The organism is Pseudoalteromonas sp. KS88, assembly GCF_004766475.1.
Lineage (GTDB): Bacteria > Pseudomonadota > Gammaproteobacteria > Enterobacterales > Alteromonadaceae > Pseudoalteromonas.
In genome coordinates this window covers 1-21657 of the sequence record NZ_PYHV01000015.1, presented here as the reverse complement: position 1 = coordinate 21657, position 21657 = coordinate 1, and the positions used below count along the sequence as shown (strand labels likewise).

The window sequence follows — 21657 nt, the reverse complement described above, 5'->3', positions numbered from 1 at the left end:
TTGGAGAAACACGACATGGTAAAGCAGTGGTTTAAGTCAGGTTCTCCTTGGATATGGATGACAGGTGGTGCAGTAAGCATCAGCTTGATATCTGTTCTTGGATTATTAGCGATGATTGCATGGAAAGGGTTAAGCTTTTTCTGGCCTTCACAAGTAATGCAATTTGAGCTAGATGGCTCAGTGACAAAACAAACCGTTATTGGTGAAGTATATGACCGAGAAATGGTGCCAAAATCACGCCTAGAAGCGATGGGCGTAGATTTATCAGGTTTTAACAAAGAAAACTTAGAACGTTTACTCATTAAAACGGGTAACCGTGAATACGTAGATTTAGATTTCCGTTGGGTACTTGAAACGGATATAAAATCAAAGACGACTCCTGCGGATCTTGCAGTATTTGAACGTAGTAAAAATGGTAATTTTTACGGTTATATTGAAACAGTGATAAAAGACGGGCAAGTCATTACTGACAATAAAAAACAAGTATTGGAAGAGCTGGTTGATCGTGCAGTAGATTTAAATGATCAAGCTGCAGATCTACAAGACGGTGACATCGGCCATATAAACTATGAGCTAGAGCGTCTGCGTCTTCAGGAGAAGTCTTACTTATTAGACAATGCACTGACTGATGAGCGAGTGGCTGAGCTTGCTCAGCAACGTGCAGCACTTCGAGCCGATTACTTGGTGCTTGAAAAACAACTTTTTGCACTTCGTAGCCAAGCAAAGCGCGACAAAGTAACCGTTAAAGATATGCGCGGTGAAAGTGTCACTATACCACTTTACCAAGTACTTGATTTTTGGTTACCAAACGACATGGGCTTTTTTGCAAAACTAGGCCACTACTTTGTACAGTTAGGTAAGTTTATTTCAGACGACCCACGTGAAGCCAATACTGAAGGGGGTGTTTTCCCTGCTATATTTGGTACGGTATTCATGGTAATGCTAATGGCGGTGATTGTGACTCCATTTGGTGTTGTTGCTGCAATTTATTTACATGAGTATGCTGCTAAGAATGCAGTGACAAAAATGATTCGTATCGCGGTGATCAACTTAGCGGGTGTACCCTCAATTGTATATGGTGTATTCGGCTTAGGTTTCTTCGTTTATGTATTAGGCGGAAGCTTAGACCAACTATTTTACCCAGAAGCAGCACCTAGCCCAGTGTTTGGTACACCGGGTGTGATGTGGTCAGCATTGACACTCGCGATTCTTACGCTGCCTGTTGTTATTGTTTCGACAGAAGAAGGGTTGTCACGAATTCCAAGTACAGTGCGCCATGGTTCATTGGCACTTGGTGCTACGAAAGCTGAAACTTTGTGGCGTATTATTGTACCAATGGCAAGCCCAGCCATAATGACAGGTTTAATATTAGCCGTTGCTCGCGCAGCGGGTGAAGTTGCGCCATTGATGTTGGTGGGTGTGGTGAAAATGGCACCCACGCTACCGCTTGATGGTAACTTCCCGTATTTTCACTTAGATAGAAAGTTTATGCACTTAGGCTTCCATATATACGATGTAGGCTTCCAAAGCCCGAACGTTGAGGCGGCTCGTCCGCTGGTATATGCCACTGCATTCTTATTAGTATCAGTGATTATCACATTAAATATCACAGCAATCGGCATACGTAATCATTTACGTGAAAAATACAGATCGCTTGAGCATTAATTAGTAAAGGTAAAAAGACATGATTACAGTCGCTCCACAAGTAAACCAGTCAAGCACAGGCTTGAAGTTGGATTTAGAGAATTTAGGTAAAGAGCAAACAGCACTCGAGATCAAGGACTTGGATCTTTACTATGGTGATAAACAAGCATTAAGCTCGGTTAATATGAAGATCCCTAAGGGTCAAGTAACCGCATTTATCGGGCCATCAGGTTGTGGTAAATCAACATTGTTACGCTGTATTAACCGCATGAATGACTTAGTTGATATTTGCCGTATTGAAGGCGAAATATTACTTCACGGTCAAAATATATACGATAAAAATGTTGATGTAGCTGCACTTCGTCGTAATGTTGGTATGGTGTTTCAGCGTCCAAATCCATTCCCAAAATCGATCTACGAAAATGTGGTTTATGGCCTACGCTTACAAGGTATTAAAGAAAAGCGTAAACTAGACGAAGTGGTTGAGCAGTCTTTACGTGGTGCTGCGTTGTGGGATGAAGTGAAAGATCGGTTACATGATAGTGCATTTGGTCTATCAGGTGGTCAGCAACAGCGTTTAGTTATTGCACGTTCAATTGCAATTGAGCCAGAAGTATTGTTACTCGATGAACCGACATCCGCGCTTGATCCAATTTCCACTTTGGTTATTGAAGAGCTGATCAACGATTTAAAAAATAAGTTTACCGTTGTTATTGTTACACACAACATGCAACAAGCAGCGCGTGTATCAGATCAAACTGCATTTATGTACATGGGTGAGTTAATTGAGTATTCCGATACCAATACGCTATTTACCACGCCAAACAAAAAGAAAACTGAAGACTACATTACGGGTCGTTACGGTTAGAAGTTTGTTGTAGGTAATTTGCAGTAATAAACGAATTTGATAAGAAGGTTAATAATGGAACACAATATCAATAAGCACATTTCAGGTCGCTTTAATCAAGAGCTTGAAAATGTTCGTAACCATGTATTGAGCATGGGTGGTTTAGTTGAACAGCAATTAAACAGTGCGCTTGATGCGGTTAGTAATGGCGATGCAGAACTTGCGCGTAAAGTGCGTGAAAACGATTACAAAGTTAACGCAATGGAAGTTAATATTGACGAAGAATGCACCCGCATTATCGCGCGTCGTCAACCTGCTGCCAGTGATTTACGTTTAGTTATTGCAATCGCTAAGACCATTGCAGATTTAGAGCGAATTGGTGATGAAGCTGAGCGAATTGCAAAAGTTGCACTAGATTCATTTACCAAAGATCAGCAAGATTTATTAGTGAATATTGAGAATATGGGTCGCCAAGTTTCTAAAATGTTGCATGATGTTTTGGATGCATTTGCCCGTATGGACGTCCAAAGAGCCTTTGAAGTACATAAAGAAGATGCCAAAGTTGACCGCGAATATGAAGCTATCACACGTCAAATAATGACATATATGATGGAAGATCCTCGCTCAATTCCAAAAATTATGGATTTGGTGTGGTCTGTTCGCTCATTAGAGCGCATTGGTGATAGATGCCAAAACATTGCAGAATATATAATCTATTTTGTTAATGGAAAAGATATTCGTCATACATCTCAAGAAGATATTGAAAAGTCACTATAGCTTTATCTTCTCATTATCATGTTAAAAAGCGACCTTGTGTCGCTTTTTATTCTTTTACTTTAGTAAATATTGCACGCAGAATGGCGCTAAATAATAAAAAGCGTTCACAATCGTTGTGAATGCTGTAAAATTCGTGCTGCAAAGCATACTAATTTGATTTAAGGGTCAGTTATGCCTACAAACGCATTTTTAGGGGTATTCGCAAAATCTCCTATCAAGCCAATGGAAGATCACATCAAAAAGGTACATCAAGCAAGTAAAGCGTTGATCCCTTTTTTCCACCACGTTTTTAAAGAAGAGTGGGCTCAAGCAGAAGAAATTCGCTTAGACATTCGTAATTTAGAGCGTGAAGCCGACGACATGAAAAGAAATATACGTTTACAACTACCGCGTGGTTTATTTATGCCGGTAGAGCGTACAGATCTGCTTGAGCTCGTCACCCAGCAGGATAAAATTGCTAATAAAGCTAAAGACATTGCTGGTCGTGTAATTGGTCGTGAAATGACCATACCAAAAGAAATTCAAACTGATTTCTTAGCCTATGTAACTCGTTGTGTTGATGCGACTAAACAAGCATCAAAAGCAATCAATGAATTAGATGAGCTATTAGAAACAGGCTTCAAAGGTCGCGAAGTGACCTTGGTTGAAAAAATGCTCGTTGAATTGGATGCAATAGAACAAGACACGGATGATATGCAAATCAAAATACGTCGCCAGTTGCGCGTCGTAGAAGATAAACTTAATCCAGTCGATGTGATGTTTTTATATAAGATCATCGAATGGGTCGGCGAACTTGCTGATATAGCAGAACGCGTAGGTTCACGTCTTGAGCTGATGTTAGCTCGTTAATTTACACTCAGTTCAATAACGAAAGATTAAGGTTACACAATGGATATCATTGCATCTTATGGCACGGTATTAATTTTAATTGCCGCTGCTGTCGGTTTTTTTATGGCTTATGGTATTGGTGCGAATGACGTCGCCAATGCGATGGGGACATCAGTTGGTTCAAAAGCACTCACAATCAAACAAGCAATTTTAATTGCTATGGTGTTTGAATTTGCAGGTGCTTATCTGGCCGGTGGCGAGGTAACATCAACAATTCGTAAAGGTATTATCGATTCAACACCATTTATGGATATCCCTGAATTGATGGTGCTGGGTATGATTTCAGCGCTTTTTGCAGCAGGTAGTTGGTTACTCATTGCCTCGTTCTTAGGTTGGCCTGTTTCAACAACTCACTCAATCATCGGTGCTATCATTGGTTTCGCCCTTGTAGCAGTAGGTAGTGAAGCTATTCAATGGGGTAAAGTTGCGGGTATCGTAGGCAGTTGGATTGTAACACCTGCTATTTCAGGCTTTATTGCATACTTAATATTTATGAGTGCGCAAAAGTTGATTTTCGATACCGAATCTCCACTTAAAAATGCTAAACGCTTTGTACCAATCTATATGGGCTTAGCTGGTTTTATTATGTCTTTGGTTACTATCAAAAAAGGCCTAAAGCATATAGGTGTGAATCTAGGCGCTGTTGAAGGTTATGCCTTAGCTATCGCCATTGCAGTAGTCGTAGGTTTACTAGGAAAAGTTGCTATTTCTCGCTTGAAGATAGACCCGCAAGCGGATAAAAAAATGCAGTTCAACAATGTTGAAAAAGTGTTTGCAATCTTAATGGTACTAACTGCATGTTGTATGGCATTTGCCCATGGTTCAAACGATGTTGCTAACGCAATTGGTCCATTGGCTGCAGTTGTAAATATAGTTGAAAACAATGGTGAAATTGCTAAGAAAGCTGCACTAGCATGGTGGATATTACCGCTGGGTGGTATTGGTATTGTTGCTGGTCTTGCTATTTTAGGTAAGAAAGTAATCAAAACAATTGGTGAAGGGATTACACATTTAACACCTAGCCGCGGTTTTGCTGCTGAGCTTGCAGCTGCTTCAACTGTTGTAATTGCATCTGGCACAGGTTTACCTATCTCAACCACACAAACCCTTGTTGGTGCGGTGTTAGGTGTAGGTATGGCGCGTGGTATTGCCGCACTTAATATGGGTGTAGTAAGAAACATTGTGGTTTCTTGGGTAATTACATTGCCAGTTGGTGCAGGTCTTGCTATTGTTATTTTCTACATATTAAGAACTGCGTTCGGAGTCTAATTCCCGTAGCTTTTAAGTAGCACAGACTTTTAGCTTGAAAAGATCTCAATGCCCTCGGTATTGGGGTCTTTTTATTTGTAGGTAACAAAAGTAATGACTAATCTACCCAGTATCAAACAGCTACAGTATCTATTGGCTGTGCATCAGCATCAACACTTTGGCCGCGCAGCAAGTGCCTGTTTTATTGGTCAATCGACATTAAGTAGCGCAATTCAAACGCTTGAGGAAACCCTCGGCTGCCAGCTTATTGAGAGAGAAAACCGCAGCTTAATGTTTACTGCTGTTGGTGAAGAAGTGGTTGAGCGCGCTCGAAAAATTATCGACGATACCATGAGTGTTAAAGAGTTAACTAAAAGCCACCTTAATCCACTGAGTGGTAAGTTGACCCTCGGTGTTATACCAACAATCGCAAGTTTTATCGCGGCGCCTCTTTATCATTTTTGTCAGCAGCAATTTAGCGATCTCGAACTGGTGCTTGTAGAAGATACCAGCGACAGCCTGCTTGATAAGTTAGAGCATGGGCATATAGATTTAGCGCTATTAGCATTACCTTATGAAACCGATAAATTTCATACTCAGGTACTGGCACAAGATCATTTTAGTTTAGTGCATCATGCAGAATATAAGCCCGCAGCAGGTATAGAAGACTTTAATTTATTGCCTGATGCAAGTGTCTTCTTACTAGAACGGGAGCACTGTATGACAGGCCATGCGCTGAGTGCTTGCCACTTAAATCGTTCAAGCTGCATTAATCCGTTTGAAGCAGCCAGCTTGCATACTTTGCTTAGTATGGTCGAATATCAGCTTGGCGTGACCTTCTTGCCGCAAATGGCTATCAATGCCGGAATTTTAGCAAACAAGAACATGCTCGCGACCCCCTCAAAGGGTGATGCTTATCGTGATATAGGTATCTTATGGCGTAAAACTACCGGGCGAATTCGTGATTTTAGGCTTTTTAGCCAAGCGCTGAAGGACTTTTTAACCAAGCTGTGCCAAGTTTAATTTTTTAAACTCAACAAAGCGCAATTTAATTGCGCTTTTTTTTTAATTTTTCAAACTATTCACCTCACTCCCTCGACTAAGATAATAAGTAAATAAACTAAAAACTGAGAACCGTGTTTTTTCAATCGCAAGAGACTTTAATTCAAAAAGCGCAGCAGGGTAATAAGCGAGCCTGGATCAAGCTCGTTAAGCAGTATGAGAGCCACGTTTATAATCATTGCTTACGTATGCTTAGCAATCCCGATGATGCAATGGATTTGATGCAGGAAGTGTTTATTTCTGTGTATAAAAGTTTGCCTAACTTTCGCGGTGACGCCAGTTTCAATACCTGGGTATTTCAAATAGTGCATCGTCGCGGGGTTGAATTTTATCGCCGCCGGCGTATCTATCAGCCGCTCGATGATATGCCTGAGCAAACGTGCAAGCACGGTGAGCTTGAACACAATCAAATCGTGCAGTTAGAGCATAATCAGCTCAAAGTGATGATGAATAATCTACCTTGGGAGCAACGTTTGGTGGTGGAGTTAAAGTTTTTTCAGCATTGTACGTTTGATGAAATTGCATTGCAGTTAGACATATCAACCAATACAGCTAAATCACGTTTATACAGTGCATTAGGTAAATTAAAAGTACATTTGGAGGCCGTTGATGGCTAATTTAGACGCGCTTTTTGAACAATGGTTAGAAGGCAAGCCAATGACAGATGAGGCGCTCGAGCAATTAAAAGCGAGCCCGCAATACAGTGCCATGCTAGCACAAGCACAGCGCTGGCAAGCGCAAAGCCGTGACTATAAACAGCAACCTGTGCCTGATTGGAACCGATCATCTACTTTAGGGGTAAAAGCAAAGCGCAACAACCAAAGCAATAGTGCTACATGGGCCGTAGCAGCCTCGATTATAGTGTGCGCTTTGGTGTTTTTAGTGCCACATAAAAATGATCAAGATGAGTTGTCGGTGCAACTGGCAAAGCAAACAACACTGTTGCAATCCCAGCAAAAGCAAATAGACCAACTACAAAATATTATTTCGGCACAAAATGAGCTGCAACAACAGTATATGTATCAATTAACTAAAGAAGCCATAGCGACCGGGCGGGTCGAGCGGCAAGAAGACATCAATAGTTTAATTAGTTATATAAAAACTCAACGAGCTCAAGATCACGCTTATCTGCGAATGCAGTTAAATGATATAGCCGAACAAGTTCAAGCGCAGCCGATGGCTGCTATCGCAAAAAATTAGGAGTAAATCATGAAAAAAATGATGATGTGTAGTGTTATCGCTATTGTAACTGGGTGTGCAAGTGTTCAATCGCTAGCGCAAGCACCTGAACAATTAAGTGCAATTGCCCGTGAAGTTAGCATAATGGAAAACATACTTAGTACGGCGTTAAAGCAAGATACGGATAAAAAAGTGCGCGCGATAAACGCAAACTACTTCGCTAAACAAGGCATAGTGTTCGAATTAGATATTAGAGGGGCAAATCGCTGGCACGCTATTTTTAGCGGAGCACCCGATGCTCCATTGCCTCCTATGCCTGACATTGATTTTTCAGATGTGAACATTGAATTTATCAGTGATCATGTCGAAATCATCAGTGAACAGGCAGTAGAGTCTTCACGAGAAGCGTATCAACATGCAATGGAAGTAATGCGTGATGGGGCAGAGAAAGTGCGCGACATCGCTGAGAAAGAGCGAGATGTGAGCCGCGAGTTACGTGACTTAGAACGAGAGAAACGAGATTTAGAATTCGCGACACGTCATGACAACAGCGCTGAGGAAAAAGAGTTAGCAGCGCGTAAAAAAAGCGTAGAAAAAGAGATTAAAGCACTTGAAAAACAACAAACTAAGCTGACTAAGGAACAGAAAAAAGCACGCCAAGAAATTAGTGCTAAACAAGCACAACGCGAGAAACAAAAAGCCGCAGAGCAAAAGCAGTTACTCGAAAAAATTAACCAAAGTATTAGTTTAACGCTTTGTGACTATGGTAGTGGGCTGCGCAGCTTACCAAATAATGAGCATGTTAGTTTTGTGTTAGGGGGCTTGGGGCAAAACAGTAAAAGTTTAATTAAGGTATTTAATAAAAGCGATATCAAAAAATGTGTGATTGGTGAAACTAAGGCCAGTGAGTTGGCACTTAAAGCCGTTAGTTACCAATTTTAGTAAGGATTTAGAATGAAAGGCAGTCATTTACAATGGCTGCTTTTCATTATGACCTTCAAATTCAAATTGTTTATTGAGGTGGGTAATATCAGGCAGAAACAACAAGTAGACCCAGACAACTAAATTAAAATACGGCACTAGGCCTAAGCAGGCAAACGTAGTTTTAGGGTAACCTTTTCTAGTGGCATATTTATAGCATTGGTACGCTATACCCAAGTTCACTATTAGTATTAACACGATCAATTGCACCATAACCTAGCTCCTTAATCGACAAAACCACCAAAAACAGCATGTTATTTTATAATGGTATGTTCTTGTCAATCTGTGATGTCTTGTTTATTTTTGTCTATCTGTTTATAAGCAAGACATTTAACAACGTCGAGTAAAAGTATAGAAGAGTTACGGCTAGATGAAAGTATAAAATTGGTTAAAAATGTATAAATTTGTAATGCTCAAGCTAGGTTATTGTTCGTAAAAAGTTTTATTTTTAGATATTTTTTCGAGCTCATCGGCTATTTTTTCTACAGGCTGAGGCCGTGCTATAAAGTAACCTTGTCCATAATCAACACCTATTTCTTTTAATGCTAAGAAAATATCTTTATTTTCAACATACTCAGCCACAGAGCGTTTATCTAAAGAACGGCTGATATCATTAATGGCTTTTACTAATGCTAAATCAATCGGGTCGTTAAGCATATCTCTTACAAATGAACCATCAATTTTGACATGCTGAGCGGGTAATTGCTTGAGGTAATTGAACGTGCTGAAGCCTGTGCCAAAATCGTCAATTGAAAAGTGACAACCAAGGCGGTTGAGCTTTTCAATCATCGCACGAGTTGCCGTTAAGTTATTAATACTAGCAGACTCAGTGATTTCAAAGATCACCCGTGTCGGCGGCAAATTATAGTCTTTCAGTGTTGACTCAATATGTGGTAACAGGCGTTCATCTAAGAATGATTGCGCAGATAAGTTAATAGCTACTTGGCTGAGCTCTGGGTGCTTGGCAATCGCAGCTATCGCATTACGAATAACGCACTGGTCCATCAGGTATGTATCATTGAGAAGTTCAAGCGATGGAATAAACTGATTTGGGTAAACCAGTTCATCGCCTAACTTTAAGCGTAAGAGAGCTTCAAAGTACGCTACTTCGCCTCTTTTAAAGTCCCAAATAGGCTGATAATGCAACTCTATCTGATCTTGCTGTAAGGCTTGGCGTATACTGTGTCCCCACTCAAGACCCGCTTGCAAGGTGTTGTGATTGGCATCATCTTTTGAATAGCAGTGAACTAAATTTCTACCCAAACTTTTTGCAACATAGAGTGCAATATCTGCTTGTTTTAAACATTCACTCGGGTCGTTATTTGAAGCTGTAATTTGCGTTAAACCGATTGAACAACTGATGGAGTAAATTTGTTCTTCCGATTTAAATTGATGCCCATCAATCGCCATACAAATGCTTTCAGCAACTAAGTGCGCATCTAATAGATTCATATTTTTTAAAATCACAGCAAATTCATCACCACCAATACGACAGATTAAATGTTCATCACTGATATTAGCTGTGAAAAGTTGTGCGACCTCTTTGAGTACGATGTCACCTTGCTGATGGCCTTTGCTGTCATTAATTATTTTAAAATGATCTAAATCTATATAAATAAGTGCATGTTCACTTTGAGCAAATGTATATTCAGGCTGACAAATAAGGTTAAGCTGTTGATCAAAGTAATAACGGTTGTGTAGGCCTGTTAATGTATCATGAAGAGCTAAATGGCGTAGCTGTAGTTCCGCTTGTTTTCGTTCATGGATGTTATCTATTGTGGCAGTTATACTGGCAGCATTACTACTATTTTTAATAAGTTGTAGACGGCATTCAACCCAAATAGCACGCCCTTCTTTATGCTGGATCTGAATTTCTACTTTTTGCTGCTCTTTGCCGCCATTTAGAATATTACTAATGGTGCCGAGTAATTTTACTTTACACTCTTCTTCACAAAAGTCAGTTAATGACTTAGTTAAGGTGTGTTTAATACCAAAGCCAGATAGAGATTCCCATGCGGGATTAATAAACCGAATAAGACCTTGTTGGTCAAACTCAAGCACAACCGTATTCAAATGTAACAAGATGCGCTGATGGGCCGAAAAAAGCTCTTTGTAGCGGCTTTGGCTTTGACTTAATTGCTCTACTTTTTGGGCAAACTCAGCATAACTCACCATAAAATCTTCGCGGCGCGCGGCATGGTCGCATACCTTGCTCAAAAACGTAGGCTGGTATGGCGTACGAATAAAATCAGTCACTCCCGACAGCAGTAGTTGCTCAGCGTAATCTGCATCGCGCGTATCTATTATTGTTACTATGGCTTGTTTGGGATTATGTTGTAGCATTTCTTCAACAAGTTGGCTTGCCGCCACGGCATTTGCTGAGGTGGCATCTAACAATACAATAGAAAAAGTTTGTTGCAGATAAATTGCCAAAGCTTGTTTATTTGTTTTTGTGCGGGTGCAGGCAAAATTAAGCGCCAATGTTTCTTCAATTTCACCCGCTTTTTTATCATCAAGCTCAATAAGTAAAAGATTTAAACGGCTACTTTTTTCTAAATGCGTTGATAATACATTGGCAAGTACCTGAGGCAGCATGTCTTGACGTTCAAACGGTAATACCGCATCAATGCCATAACTGCGCGCTGTTGTTTCAGCGATTCTTTCACAATAAATAGGGGGTGTTAGTACAATAGGTGTGTTTTTTGGCGTTTTTAATAATCCTGAGCGAATCATGCGAGAGAAGCGCCAGCCGTCAATTTTACCGACATCTAAGCCAGTTATAATAATATCAACAGTCTGATTTTTTAGCAGCTCTAATGCTTGCTGGGTATCATCGACCTCAATGAAAGTAAACACATTAAGTTTGCTTAGAGTCGACCTAATAGTCTGCCGTTCAGCCACACTGGCGTTTAATATCAGCAACTGGAGCTGCTTAGCCATGACGTCACTACCTCTTATTTAACCTATGTTAATACAGTAGATTAGGATAATGCCATTTGTCCTTAACCACAAGAAAACATTCCTGGGTTTTTAAACTTAGTTGAGCAATGCGTTTGATAGGGTTAAACTTGGCGCGAATTTTTTGATCTGGATGTAGATGTTATGCGCGTAGCAGACTTTAGTTTTGACCTACCTGATGAGCTTATTGCTCGCTTTCCAAAAGAAAACAGAACAAGTAGCCGTTTACTAACTTTAGATGGCCCAACTGGGGCATTAGAGCACAAAGTATTTAGTGATATTTTAGAGTTAGTAAATGAAAACGATTTACTGGTATTTAACAATACTAAAGTTATTCCTGCTCGCATGTATGGGCAAAAAGAATCAGGCGGTAAAGTTGAAGTACTTGTTGAGCGGGTATTAGACGAGCACAGAGTGCTGGCTCATGTGCGTGCAAGTAAATCGCCTAAAGAAGGCTCCGTTATTACCTTAGAAGGTAAGGCAAAAGCAACCATGGTAGGTCGCCATGCAGAACTGTTTGAGCTTGAATTTACTGGCAGTGAAAATGTACTTGAGATTTTAAACGATATTGGTCACATGCCATTACCGCCTTACATTGACCGCCCTGATACAGAAGATGACCGTATGCGTTATCAAACTGTCTATGGTGAAAAACCAGGTGCAGTAGCAGCGCCAACAGCGGGTCTTCACTTTGACGATAAGCTTATGGCAGCGTTAAAAGATAAAGGGGTTAACATGGCCTTTGTCACATTACACGTAGGGGCGGGGACTTTTCAGCCAGTGCGCGTTGATTCGGTTGATGACCACATAATGCACTCAGAATACATTGAAGTGCCTGATGATGTTGTTACTGCGGTTGCTAAAACCAAAGCAAACGGTGGACGCGTTATCGCGGTAGGTACCACGTCTGTTCGTTCGCTTGAGTCGGCGGCTAAAATTCATGGCGGTAAGCTTGATACTTATTTTGGTGACACCGATATTTTTATTTATCCGGGATATCAATTTAACGTAGTCGATGCCATGGTAACTAACTTTCATCTTTCTGAATCGACTTTGATTATGCTCGTGAGTGCTTTTTCAGGGCAAGACAATATTATGTCTGCTTATCAAACCGCGATAGAACAAAAGTACCGTTTTTTTAGTTACGGTGATGCGATGTTTTTAACCCGTAAATAAGGGTTAATTAAATGTGTTTAAAGCCCAGCCGCGTGTTGGGCTTTTTGATTTGAGTAATCGCTCTTTTAATTCTCACTTTTAGCCCAATTAATAGTATTGCGCTAACAAAAAGGTTAGAATCGAACGGTTAAATTATAGCTTGTTGGACTGTTTTTCTGACATTGAGGATGATATGAAATTTGAATTAGACCGTACTGACGGTAAAGCGCGCCGCGGCCGCTTGATTTTTGACCGAGGTGTTGTAGAAACACCTGCATTTATGCCCGTTGGTACCTACGGTACTGTTAAAGGCATGACCCCAGATGAAGTAAAAGATACTGGCGCACAAATTTGCTTAGGGAACACCTTTCACCTAATGCTTCGCCCTGGCACTGAGATCATCAAACAACATGGTGATTTACATGATTTTATGAACTGGGATCGTCCTATCCTAACTGATTCAGGCGGCTTCCAAGTTTTTAGCCTCGGCGCAATGCGTAAAATCTCTGAAGAAGGTGTTTTGTTTAGTTCACCAGTAAACGGTGAAAAAATCATGCTTTCGCCAGAAAAAGCAATGCAAGTACAGCGTGATTTAGGTTCAGATATTGTAATGATATTTGACGAATGTACACCGTACCCGGCCACTGAAAAAGAAGCAAAAGATTCAATGGAATTATCACTTCGTTGGGCTAAGCGCTCGAAGGAAGGGCATGGTGATAACCCGTCTGCTTTATTTGGTATTATTCAAGGGGGTATGTACCCTGAGCTTCGCGCGCAGTCACAAAAAGGCCTTGAAGAAATAGGCTTTGATGGCTATGCATTAGGTGGTTTATCAGTGGGTGAGCCAAAAAATGAAATGATCAACATTCTTGATCATTGCGCTTATAAAATGCCTGAAAACAAACCGCGTTACTTAATGGGCGTAGGTAAACCAGAAGACTTAGTTGAAGCAGTACGCCGTGGTATTGATATGTTTGACTGTGTTATGCCAACGCGAAATGCGCGTAATGGTCACTTATTTGTGACTGGCGGTATTGTTAAAATCCGTAACGCTGTACATAAAACAGATACCGGTCCGTTGGATCCAGAGTGTGATTGCCACACATGTAAAAACTATTCGCGTGCATATCTACATCACCTTGATAAGTGTAACGAAATTTTAGGTGCGCGACTAAACACTATTCATAACTTACGTTACTATCAGCGTGTTATGGAAGGCTTACGCAATGCGATCAGCGAAGGTAAGCTTGATGAGTTTGTAAACGATTTTTATGCGCGCCGCGGCCAAGAAGTGCCAGAGCTTGCTAATACCGAAAACTAAGAAATCAAATTTTATAAAAATTAAAGAGGAAGTGTTATGAGTTTATTTATTTCAAACGCCCACGCAAGTGCGGCAGGTGCAGCGCCAGCGGGCGGTGGTTATGAAATGCTGATCATGTTAGCTATTTTTGGTTTAGTGTTTTACTTTTTGATTTACCGTCCACAAGCAAAGCGCGTTAAAGAGCATAAAAGCTTAATGAATGCGATGGCAAAGGGTGACGAAGTACTTACCCAAGGTGGTTTAGTGGGTAAAATTGCTAAAATCGCAGAAGATAAAGATTTCATCGTTATTTCATTAAACGATCAAGCTGAAGTGACTGTGCAAAAATCAGCAGTTTCTGCAGTACTGCCTAAAGGCACAATGAAGTCGCTATAAATATAATAATAAGGACAGACTCGTGTTAAACAAGTTTCCATTATGGAAGTATTTACTTGTTATCGCTGTGTTAGCAATGGGCCTTTTATATGCTTCACCAAACCTGTATGGCCGCGATCCGGCGATACAGGTTTCTGGCGCAAAAGGTGCAGATGTTGAACTCAGTACATTAGATACAGTAAATGGCATCCTCAAAGAAAATAATGTAACGGTGAAATCTACAAAACTTGAAAATGGACAAATTTTAGTTCGCTTCAAAAACGTAGAAGAACAATTAAAAGCGCAGGATATACTGCGTAATTCACTAAGCGAAGATTACATTTCAGCCATTAATATGGCCCCGGCGCAACCTCATTGGTTAAAAACCCTTGGTGGTAACCCAATGAAGTTGGGCTTGGATTTAAGTGGCGGTGTTCACTTTACGATGGAAATCGACATGGTGACAGCGGTTGATAACGCGCTGGAACAAATGGAGCAAGACTATAAGAGTGACCTACGTGGTGAAAAGCTTCGTTATCGCTCCATCCGTCGAGTAGCAAACAGTGAACGTATGCGCGTAGAAATGCGTAGCGAAGAAGATAAAGATGCAGCTGAGCGCTTTTTACAAACTCGTTATCCACTTCATACCTTCATCAATGATAGCTCAAACGATAACGCGTTTTATGCCAACCTGAGTGATTTAAAGCTAAAAGAAATTCGTGATTATGCTATCAAGCAAAACGAAACTATTATTCGTAACCGTATCAACCAAATAGGTGTTGCAGAGCCGAATGTTCAACGCCAAGGTGCTGAGCGTATTATCGTACAGTTACCTGGTGTTCAAGATACCGCGCGTGCGAAAGAAATTCTTGGTGCAACAGCAACGCTGGAGTTTCGTGAAGTAGACGAGAACGCAGACGTATCAGCGGCAGCGCAAGGGCGTATTCCGCCAGGCACAGAAATGATCATGAGCCGTGATGGTTACCCTGTGGTGCTTAAAAAGCGCATTATTCTTGAAGGTAGCCACATTACAGGTGCGCAATCAGGTGCTGATGAATACCAACGACCGCAAGTAAGTATTACCCTTGATAGCAAAGGTGGCGCTAAAATGAATGCGTTTACCAAGCGTGCAATTGGTAAGCGTATGGCAACGGTATTTATTGAATATAAGCCATCTGGTAAACAAGATGCCAACGGTAAAGCACTCCCACCAATTAAGGTTGAAGAAGTGATTAACGTGGCGACGATTCAGGCTCGTCTTGACCGTTCATTCCGTATTACCGGTATTGATAACCCTGCTGAAGCGCATAACTTAAGCTTACTACTTCGTGCTGGTGCACTTGTAGCACCGATTCAAATCGTTGAAGAACGCACAGTAGGACCAAGCTTAGGTCAGGAAAATATTGAAGCGGGTATGACTGCCGTTGCACTAGGCTTCTTGTTTGTTCTTGTATTTATGCTGATCTATTACAAAGGCTTTGGCTTGGTTGCGAATATTGCACTAGCGGCAAATCTTGTATTGATCATTGGTGTTATGTCATTGATCCCCGGTGCAACGTTAACACTGCCAGGTATTGCAGGTATTGTACTAACAGTTGGTATGGCCGTAGATGCTAATGTACTTATATTCGAGCGTATTCGTGAAGAACTGGCTGATGGCCGTAGCCCTCAACAAGCTGTTCACCATGGTTATGACAGTGCATTTAGTACAATCTTTGATGCGAATATCACGACCTTGATTGCAGCGATAATCTTATTTGCTGTGGGTACCGGTCCAATTGCAGGCTTTGCCGTAACATTAGCGATTGGTATTTTGACTTCAATGTTTACAGCGATTGTTGGTACACGTGCCGTTATCAACTTATTTATCGGCGGTAAACGTGTCGATAAGCTGTCAATTTAAGGAGCGATAATGCAAATTTTAAAACTAGGCGGTAGAACATTAAAGTTCATGTCGTTACGCAAAGTTGCAATGGGTATCTCAACGCTGCTTATTTTGGCTTCACTTGCATCCATCTTTGTCAAAGGTTTAAACTTTGGCCTTGATTTTACTGGTGGTACAGCGGTAGAGGTTGGCTTTTCTCAGCCTGCGGATTTAAAAAATGTACGTTCAGTATTGGCCGAAAATGGCTTTGCTGATGCATCGGTACAATTGTTTGGCTCCAGCCAAGAAATCTTAGTGCGTTTAGCCCCTCGTGGTGACGACGTAAAAGCTGAGGTTATTGGTAACCAAGTAATCGCCGCGTTAAAAACGGCCGATGATAGCGTTGAAATGCGCCGTATCGAGTTTGTTGGCCCAAGTGTCGGTGAAGATTTAAAAGAGCAGGGTGGTCTTGCCATGTTAACTGCGCTTATTTGTATCTTGATCTATGTTGCGTTTCGCTTTGAATGGCGTTTTGCATTAGGGGCAGTAGCTGCACTTATGCACGACGTGATTATTACGCTAGGCTTATTCTCAGTGCTTGGGTTGGAGTTTGATTTAACCATCCTTGCCGCGATACTAGCAGTAATAGGTTACTCACTTAACGATACTATTGTTGTATCTGACCGTATTCGTGAGAACTTTCGTAAAGTCCGTATCGACGACACAATTGAAATCATTGATATCTCTCTTACACAAACACTTAACCGTACTTTAGTGACATCAATTACCACAATCCTGGTATTGATTTCATTGTTCGTATGGGGTGGTCAAACAATTCATGGCTTTGCCACAGCATTATTGTTTGGTGTGTTTATTGGTACTTATTCTTCTGTTTATGTTGCCAGCGCTGTTGCAATTGCAATGGGTGTAAGCAAAGAAGATTTGATTCCAGAAGTGATTGAAAAAGAAGGGGCGGACCTAGACCCAATGCCATAGGTTTAGATTTGCACTTATATAAAAGCCGCTTACTTAAGCGGCTTTTATTGTTATTACGGGTTATGTAGATTTATGTTTAAGTTGTTCGTATTCGTCTGCTCGGTTTTTATATTAACGGCTTGTGATAAGCCCCAATCAGAGCCACAAGTAAAAACTGAAGCTAACAAGCTAACTCCTTCAGAGGCTTTTCTTGCCCAAGCTGCACAGCTTCTTAATGCGATTAATATGGGTCAAAGCCTTGCTAGTTTAACAAGTGAATCTGCTGCGCTTGTTCAAGTTTCGAATGCGCTAATAGATCAGTTTATGCAGCAGTATCCTCAGTGCACAAATTACTTAACCGCGCTAAATGCTGCATTGACAGAGTTAACTTCTCCCGCACTTGAAAAAATAACACGTAAGCAGCTGTCTAATTTAACACTCCCCAAATTTAATGAACCTATCTGCTACCATGCAAAAGCAGTATTAGTTCACGCTGTGACTATTCAAGTGCTTAGTATTAAAGCAGATAAAAATGAGCAGATATCGCTGGTACCTGAACATGAGATAATCTCAGCTTTAGCGCATTATGATCAGGTTAAAAAGAGCCTTAACCAAAAGCAGTAAAGTTGACATAAAATTGTCATACATTATTGCTACTTTATGTGCCTCTAATAATTAGTATTGGCTTGGTGATAGGTGAGTGAGCAGCAGCGTTCTTTAGAAAATATATTGCATAACAGTGATATAACAACTTTGTTTCAACCTATTTTCGATATTTCTGACAAACAGATATTAGGCTATGAAGCATTGAGTCGCGGTCCCACAGGCAGCTTACTTCAGATGCCAAGCGAACTGTTTAGTGCCGCTGTTAATTACGATAAAATATCTGAGTTGGAATTACTGTGCCGCTCAACAGCCATAGAAAGTTTTGTAAAACTAGGCTTAAAGGGCAAACTGTTTTTGAATGTAAGCCCCAAAACGCTGCTTGATCCCTGTCATCCAAAAGGTGAAACGCTTCACCTGATTGAAAAATTTGGACTTGCTGCAAGTCGCGTGGTGATTGAGGTAACTGAGCAAGAAAAAGTGGATGATGGCTTTTTATTGCTTAAAACCATTGCGCATTATCGTAAATTAGGCTTTTCAATTGCTATTGACGACCTTGGTGCTGGTTACTCTGGTTTAAAACAATGGTCAGAGCTGTGCCCAGACTTTGTAAAAATAGACCGCTACTTTATAGATCATTGCGATCAAAGTGTCGTAAAGAAAGAGTTTTTAAAATCGATTATCGAACTTGCCAAAGTAACTAAAACAGAGGTCATTGCTGAGGGCATAGAGCGAATAGAAGAACTGTATTTATTAGAAAGCCTAGGCATAGTCAATGCTCAAGGTTTTTTACTCGAACGACCAAACACAAAGCCAAGCACTGAATTTAAAAGCCCACAGCTGGAGCAGCTTAACTTTTCACCTTCAAGCAACCAACTTGAACAATCAATGGCTATAGGTTGGTTGGCCGTTGAACAAGCAGCAATTTTGAGTGAAACACGTTGTAAAGATGCCCATAAAATATTTGAACAAGACAAAGCAATAATCAGTATCGCCGTTTTAAACGAGCAACAACAGCCTGTAGGCTTATTACATAAAGACCAACTTACCGAAGTCTTTGCTGCACCCTATGGCCATGCATTATACGGCAAACAACCTGTTACAGCGTTAATGCATAAGCAGCCACTCATCGTTGATGAAAATCAATTGTTAGATACAGTTAGCCAGCAAATTACTGAGCATGATTTTGATATTCGTCGCCACATAATCATTACGCGCGCTGAGCAATACCTAGGCTTAGCACCGTTACGCGACATTTTAAAACATATTACAGAAGAAAAAATACGACACGCGCAACACGCAAACCCTCTCACCATGTTGCCAGGTAATGTTGCCATTAATGAAGCAATAGAGCACCGTTTACGCACTAAAAATAGCTTTTCACTTGCTTATATAGATTTAAACCACTTTAAACAGTTTAACGATCTCTATGGTTATGCCAGTGGTGATAGCGTCATTAAGTTATTAGCGAATGTCACGGTTCAAGCGTGTGTAAACATACCTAGCTTTGTAGGTCACATCGGTGGAGATGACTTTATGGTGGTGTTTGACAGTGATGACGCTGTTATGATTTGTAATTATATCATTAAGCAATTTGAGCTTGAATCCAGAGCATTTTTTACGCCAGAACATATTGCCAGTGGAGGGTATTGGGCCTGTAACCGTGAAGGCGAGAAAAAATTTGTACCGTTACTGACATTATCTATTGGCCTTGTAGAACCTGATTTAGCGTTGTGTAATAACAGTCACCAGGTTGCGGCTCTTGCTACTGACGCTAAAAAAGAGGCTAAGCGTTATCGCGAAAGTCACTTATTTGTATGCAAACGGCGTAGCCCAGCTCCTGCAATGGTAAGATTAACACCCGATAAAAAAGTACTATAAAATAGAACGCTTGAGTATTTATTCAACTGCGTGTAGGTTAAAGAAAACCCACAGAAAATAATAACAATGACACAATCATTTTTTTATTTACTCATAAATAGCTTTATTTTTTATTGTTCAACATTATCCGCTCAGACTATTAATGTCGCGCAAGAACCCCGTGCTCAATACAAGCGCGACGAATATTTAAGTACACTGCTGGTCAAAGCGCTTGAAGCTGCAAACTATTCAGCTTCATTGAATCATATTATTGTTCACCCTCACCAACAACGAACACTAATCACCCTGCAAAATAATGATGTCGATTTATACTGGAGCATGACAAGTCCAGAACGAGAAACGCTAGCAATCGCCATTAAAATCCCATTGTATCGAGGCTATATAGGCAAGCGCGCCTTAGTTACTCAACGCGCATTGTTGCCCCAGTTTAAAAATATTACAACACTTGAACAGCTTAAGCCTTTAACAGCAGTGCAAGGGCATGATTGGCCAGATACAAAAGTGTTGTCGCATAACGGATTAAACGTTAGGCCATTAGCTAATTATGAAGCTATGTTTGGTTTAACTGCCACTGGGCGTATTGATTACTTTCCCCGATCGTTTATTGAAGTGGGGTCGGAGCTTACTGAAGTAAGTAATAGTGAATTGGCAATAGTGCCAAATATATATCTTCACTATCCTGCGGCTTTTTATTATTTTGTATCTAAAGATAAACCTGAACTGGCTCAAGCAATAGAGCAAGGGTTAACGAAAATGCAGAAGACGGGGGAGTTTTTAGCGCTATTTAATAAATACTTTCGTGATGACTTAAACGCACTACCCTTTGATGAAGCAAAAGCGATGGAGATTAAGTTAGTTAATCCTCATTTTACGCAATAAAAAAGGAGCCTAAGCTCCTCTTTTATTTGGTGCTGAATCTTAGCGTAGTAATGATTCAGTTAAAACTGGACGAATCTCACGAATAATCGCTTGTGTCAGTTTTGGTGCACCACAAATAAGGTTACCGCTTTGGTTATAGTTATTACCGCCAGCGAAATCTACAACCATACCGCCAGCTTCTTTAACCATAAGTTCACCTGCAGCGCTGTGCCAAGGTTTTAAACCAATCTCAAAGAAACCATCAACGCGACCAGCCGCAACATATGCCATATCTAACGCAGTACAACCCGCACGACGAATATCAGCAGTGTGAACAAACAATGCTTTAAATGCTTCAGTGTATGCATCCATGTGGTGTTTGTTTTTATACGGGAAACCTGTAGCAAGAACGGTACCTGCAAGAACAGTTGTTTTGCTAACGCGAAGACGTTTGCTGTTAAGCTGTGCGCCTTGACCACGTGAAGCGGTGAAAAGCTCGCCACGGATAGGGTCGTAAATTACAGCTTGGTCTAAACGACCTTTAACTTTAAGCGCGATAGAGATCGCAAAATGAGGAAGCCCTTTGATGAAGTTTGTTGTGCCATCAATAGGATCTACAATCCATTGGTAATCTGCATCCTTGCCTTTGTGCTCACCTAATTCTTCACCCACGATAGAGTGAGTTGGGTAAGACTGTAAAATAGTGTCACGGATTACGGCTTCAGCTTCTTTATCAATATTTGTAACTAAGTCGTTAGTGCCTTTTTGTTGCACTTCAACTTTTGATAAATCTTCACTTGCGCGAAGTAAAAGTTTGCCTGCGTTACGCGCAGCGCGAACCGCAATGTTTAACATTGGATGCATGGTTTTACCTTTGGGTTGTAAAAGAACGTTTATATATTTTAAGCTGGCGTATTCTAGCGACTTTTGACACAAAGTAAACACCAAACCCCAAATAGTTCTGAGTGTTTTTTATACACGTTTGTTTGGGAAGGATTTTATAAGTATGGTTTTTCCGTCAGCCGTCAGCCGTCAGCCGTCAGCCGTCAGCCGTCAGGTTCA

Annotated in this window: 20 protein-coding genes; 17 read left to right on the top strand and 3 right to left on the bottom strand. The window is 40.8% G+C overall.

Annotated features, from left to right (window positions below):
• Positions 1 to 15 precede the first annotated feature (15 nt).
• The 9 genes from pstA to C7Y70_RS09635 all read left to right on the top strand — a co-directional run bounded on the left by pstA (position 16) and on the right by C7Y70_RS09635 (position 8587).
• Positions 16 to 1665, top strand: coding sequence for a phosphate ABC transporter permease PstA (gene pstA / locus C7Y70_RS09675; RefSeq protein ID WP_135474717.1), 1650 nt, complete (start codon positions 16 to 18; stop codon positions 1663 to 1665).
• A gap of 19 nt (positions 1666 to 1684) precedes the next feature.
• Positions 1685 to 2512: a phosphate ABC transporter ATP-binding protein PstB gene (pstB, locus tag C7Y70_RS09670; protein WP_099296848.1), complete on the top strand. Its 828-nt coding sequence runs from the start codon at positions 1685 to 1687 to the stop codon at positions 2510 to 2512.
• A 54-nt stretch (positions 2513 to 2566) separates the two neighbouring features.
• Positions 2567 to 3268: a phosphate signaling complex protein PhoU gene (gene phoU / locus C7Y70_RS09665; protein ID WP_058560458.1), complete on the top strand. Its 702-nt coding sequence runs from the start codon at positions 2567 to 2569 to the stop codon at positions 3266 to 3268.
• Between the two features lie 171 nt (positions 3269 to 3439).
• The gene (locus C7Y70_RS09660) at positions 3440 to 4117 is read left to right on the top strand and encodes a TIGR00153 family protein (protein ID WP_099296847.1); all 678 of its coding nucleotides are present in this window, start codon (positions 3440 to 3442) and stop codon (positions 4115 to 4117) included.
• Positions 4118 to 4156: 39 nt separating this feature from the next.
• Entirely contained in the window at positions 4157 to 5425 is a 1269-nt protein-coding gene (locus C7Y70_RS09655; RefSeq protein ID WP_099296846.1) for an inorganic phosphate transporter, read from the top strand.
• 93 nt (positions 5426 to 5518) lie between these two features.
• The gene (locus tag C7Y70_RS09650; RefSeq protein WP_135474715.1) at positions 5519 to 6427 is read left to right on the top strand and encodes a hydrogen peroxide-inducible genes activator; all 909 of its coding nucleotides are present in this window, start codon (positions 5519 to 5521) and stop codon (positions 6425 to 6427) included.
• 113 nt (positions 6428 to 6540) lie between these two features.
• The gene (locus C7Y70_RS09645) at positions 6541 to 7083 is read left to right on the top strand and encodes an RNA polymerase sigma factor (protein ID WP_135474713.1); all 543 of its coding nucleotides are present in this window, start codon (positions 6541 to 6543) and stop codon (positions 7081 to 7083) included.
• Complete coding sequence (locus tag C7Y70_RS09640; RefSeq protein WP_135474711.1) at positions 7076 to 7666, top strand: hypothetical protein; 591 nt, start codon at positions 7076 to 7078, stop codon at positions 7664 to 7666. The genes C7Y70_RS09645 and C7Y70_RS09640 overlap by 8 nt, the downstream gene beginning before the upstream one ends.
• A 9-nt stretch (positions 7667 to 7675) precedes the next feature.
• A complete protein-coding gene (locus tag C7Y70_RS09635) occupies positions 7676 to 8587 on the top strand; it encodes a hypothetical protein (RefSeq protein ID WP_135474709.1) in 912 nt (303 codons plus the stop codon).
• 27 nt (positions 8588 to 8614) lie between these two features.
• On the opposite strand, the gene C7Y70_RS09630 is transcribed toward C7Y70_RS09635, so the two are convergent.
• Together C7Y70_RS09630 and C7Y70_RS09625 are read right to left on the bottom strand one after the other, a co-directional pair.
• Positions 8615 to 8839, bottom strand: a complete 225-nt coding sequence (locus C7Y70_RS09630) for a hypothetical protein (protein WP_099296841.1) — start codon at positions 8837 to 8839, stop codon at positions 8615 to 8617.
• A gap of 210 nt (positions 8840 to 9049) precedes the next feature.
• On the bottom strand, positions 9050 to 11566 hold the full coding sequence (locus C7Y70_RS09625) for an EAL domain-containing protein (RefSeq protein ID WP_099296840.1): 2517 nt from the start codon (positions 11564 to 11566) through the stop codon (positions 9050 to 9052).
• A gap of 162 nt (positions 11567 to 11728) precedes the next feature.
• Between C7Y70_RS09625 and queA the strand changes: the two genes are divergently transcribed.
• The 8 genes from queA to C7Y70_RS09585 all read left to right on the top strand — a co-directional run bounded on the left by queA (position 11729) and on the right by C7Y70_RS09585 (position 20616).
• Positions 11729 to 12760 (top strand): tRNA preQ1(34) S-adenosylmethionine ribosyltransferase-isomerase QueA, encoded by a 1032-nt coding sequence (gene queA / locus C7Y70_RS09620; protein ID WP_135474707.1) that lies wholly within the window; start codon positions 11729 to 11731, stop codon positions 12758 to 12760.
• 172 nt (positions 12761 to 12932) lie between these two features.
• Positions 12933 to 14060, top strand: coding sequence for a tRNA guanosine(34) transglycosylase Tgt (gene tgt, locus C7Y70_RS09615; RefSeq protein WP_099296838.1), 1128 nt, complete (start codon positions 12933 to 12935; stop codon positions 14058 to 14060).
• Between the two features lie 36 nt (positions 14061 to 14096).
• Positions 14097 to 14435, top strand: coding sequence for a preprotein translocase subunit YajC (yajC, locus tag C7Y70_RS09610; RefSeq protein ID WP_099296837.1), 339 nt, complete (start codon positions 14097 to 14099; stop codon positions 14433 to 14435).
• A gap of 22 nt (positions 14436 to 14457) precedes the next feature.
• Entirely contained in the window at positions 14458 to 16317 is a 1860-nt protein-coding gene (secD, locus tag C7Y70_RS09605; RefSeq protein WP_099296836.1) for a protein translocase subunit SecD, read from the top strand.
• 9 nt (positions 16318 to 16326) lie between these two features.
• A complete protein-coding gene (gene secF / locus C7Y70_RS09600) occupies positions 16327 to 17274 on the top strand; it encodes a protein translocase subunit SecF (RefSeq protein WP_099296835.1) in 948 nt (315 codons plus the stop codon).
• 72 nt (positions 17275 to 17346) lie between these two features.
• Complete coding sequence (locus C7Y70_RS09595) at positions 17347 to 17877, top strand: hypothetical protein (RefSeq protein ID WP_135474705.1); 531 nt, start codon at positions 17347 to 17349, stop codon at positions 17875 to 17877.
• A 72-nt stretch (positions 17878 to 17949) separates the two neighbouring features.
• Positions 17950 to 19737, top strand: coding sequence for a bifunctional diguanylate cyclase/phosphodiesterase (locus tag C7Y70_RS09590; protein WP_135474703.1), 1788 nt, complete (start codon positions 17950 to 17952; stop codon positions 19735 to 19737).
• A gap of 66 nt (positions 19738 to 19803) precedes the next feature.
• The gene (locus C7Y70_RS09585; RefSeq protein WP_135474701.1) at positions 19804 to 20616 is read left to right on the top strand and encodes a transporter substrate-binding domain-containing protein; all 813 of its coding nucleotides are present in this window, start codon (positions 19804 to 19806) and stop codon (positions 20614 to 20616) included.
• A 39-nt stretch (positions 20617 to 20655) separates the two neighbouring features.
• Here C7Y70_RS09585 and suhB read toward each other — a convergent pair whose 3' ends face one another.
• Positions 20656 to 21459: an inositol-1-monophosphatase gene (gene suhB, locus C7Y70_RS09580; protein ID WP_099296831.1), complete on the bottom strand. Its 804-nt coding sequence runs from the start codon at positions 21457 to 21459 to the stop codon at positions 20656 to 20658.
• Positions 21460 to 21657 lie beyond the last annotated feature (198 nt).

Coding starts and splice junctions, on each gene's coding strand:
- pstA (WP_135474717.1), top strand. CDS start 16: ATGGTAAAGCAGTGGTTTAAGTCAGGTTCTCCTTGGATATGGATGACA.
- pstB (WP_099296848.1), top strand. CDS start 1,685: ATGATTACAGTCGCTCCACAAGTAAACCAGTCAAGCACAGGCTTGAAG.
- phoU (WP_058560458.1), top strand. CDS start 2,567: ATGGAACACAATATCAATAAGCACATTTCAGGTCGCTTTAATCAAGAG.
- C7Y70_RS09660 (WP_099296847.1), top strand. CDS start 3,440: ATGCCTACAAACGCATTTTTAGGGGTATTCGCAAAATCTCCTATCAAG.
- C7Y70_RS09655 (WP_099296846.1), top strand. CDS start 4,157: ATGGATATCATTGCATCTTATGGCACGGTATTAATTTTAATTGCCGCT.
- C7Y70_RS09650 (WP_135474715.1), top strand. CDS start 5,519: ATGACTAATCTACCCAGTATCAAACAGCTACAGTATCTATTGGCTGTG.
- C7Y70_RS09640 (WP_135474711.1), top strand. CDS start 7,076: ATGGCTAATTTAGACGCGCTTTTTGAACAATGGTTAGAAGGCAAGCCA.
- C7Y70_RS09635 (WP_135474709.1), top strand. CDS start 7,676: ATGAAAAAAATGATGATGTGTAGTGTTATCGCTATTGTAACTGGGTGT.
- C7Y70_RS09630 (WP_099296841.1), bottom strand. CDS start 8,839: ATGGTGCAATTGATCGTGTTAATACTAATAGTGAACTTGGGTATAGCG.
- C7Y70_RS09625 (WP_099296840.1), bottom strand. CDS start 11,566: ATGGCTAAGCAGCTCCAGTTGCTGATATTAAACGCCAGTGTGGCTGAA.
- queA (WP_135474707.1), top strand. CDS start 11,729: ATGCGCGTAGCAGACTTTAGTTTTGACCTACCTGATGAGCTTATTGCT.
- tgt (WP_099296838.1), top strand. CDS start 12,933: ATGAAATTTGAATTAGACCGTACTGACGGTAAAGCGCGCCGCGGCCGC.
- yajC (WP_099296837.1), top strand. CDS start 14,097: ATGAGTTTATTTATTTCAAACGCCCACGCAAGTGCGGCAGGTGCAGCG.
- secF (WP_099296835.1), top strand. CDS start 16,327: ATGCAAATTTTAAAACTAGGCGGTAGAACATTAAAGTTCATGTCGTTA.
- C7Y70_RS09595 (WP_135474705.1), top strand. CDS start 17,347: ATGTTTAAGTTGTTCGTATTCGTCTGCTCGGTTTTTATATTAACGGCT.
- C7Y70_RS09585 (WP_135474701.1), top strand. CDS start 19,804: ATGACACAATCATTTTTTTATTTACTCATAAATAGCTTTATTTTTTAT.
- suhB (WP_099296831.1), bottom strand. CDS start 21,459: ATGCATCCAATGTTAAACATTGCGGTTCGCGCTGCGCGTAACGCAGGC.